Here is a 503-nt window from a genome sequence, read left to right on the forward strand (position 1 = left end):
CCACGAATAGTTGGCATCAGAAACTTGCGGTAGTGAGTTTCATATTCAATTTCAAGCATTGAAGTGAGGTTATACTCAGCGCGAAGATGCTCTTGCCACCAAGAGTTTATGTATTCAACCAAGTGATTGCCGACTTCATCCGCTTCCGCTTGGCTGTATGAACCATTCAAAGAGACAAATGTTGAGTCTGTATCTCCATAAATCACTTGATAGCCTTTGTTTTCAATCAGCACTTTAGTTTGCTTCATGATTTCATGCCCACGCATGGTGATGCTGGAAGCTAATCGAGTATCAAAGAAACGACATCCCGATGAGCCCAATACGCCATAAAACGAGTTCATGATGATTTTGATTGCTTGAGAAAAGGCTTTCTCGTTGTTTTTCTTCGCAACATCTCGTGCCGCCCAAAGCTTTTCGATCATCTCTGGCAAAAAGTGCTTAGAACGATGAAACTGACCACCACGAAAACCAGCCACGGCTTGATCGTCATCCTTACCAATGTC

1 protein-coding gene is annotated in these 503 nt (G+C 43.1%); it reads right to left on the minus strand.

What is annotated here, in order from left to right; genetic code table 11:
* The coding region (locus tag R7Z47_RS27035; RefSeq protein WP_318131051.1) for a DNA polymerase domain-containing protein at positions 1 to 503 on the minus strand (503 nt) is incomplete at both ends.

The sequence above is a fragment of the Vibrio sp. 1641 genome, assembly GCF_033339995.1.
Classification (GTDB): domain Bacteria; phylum Pseudomonadota; class Gammaproteobacteria; order Enterobacterales; family Vibrionaceae; genus Vibrio; species Vibrio alginolyticus.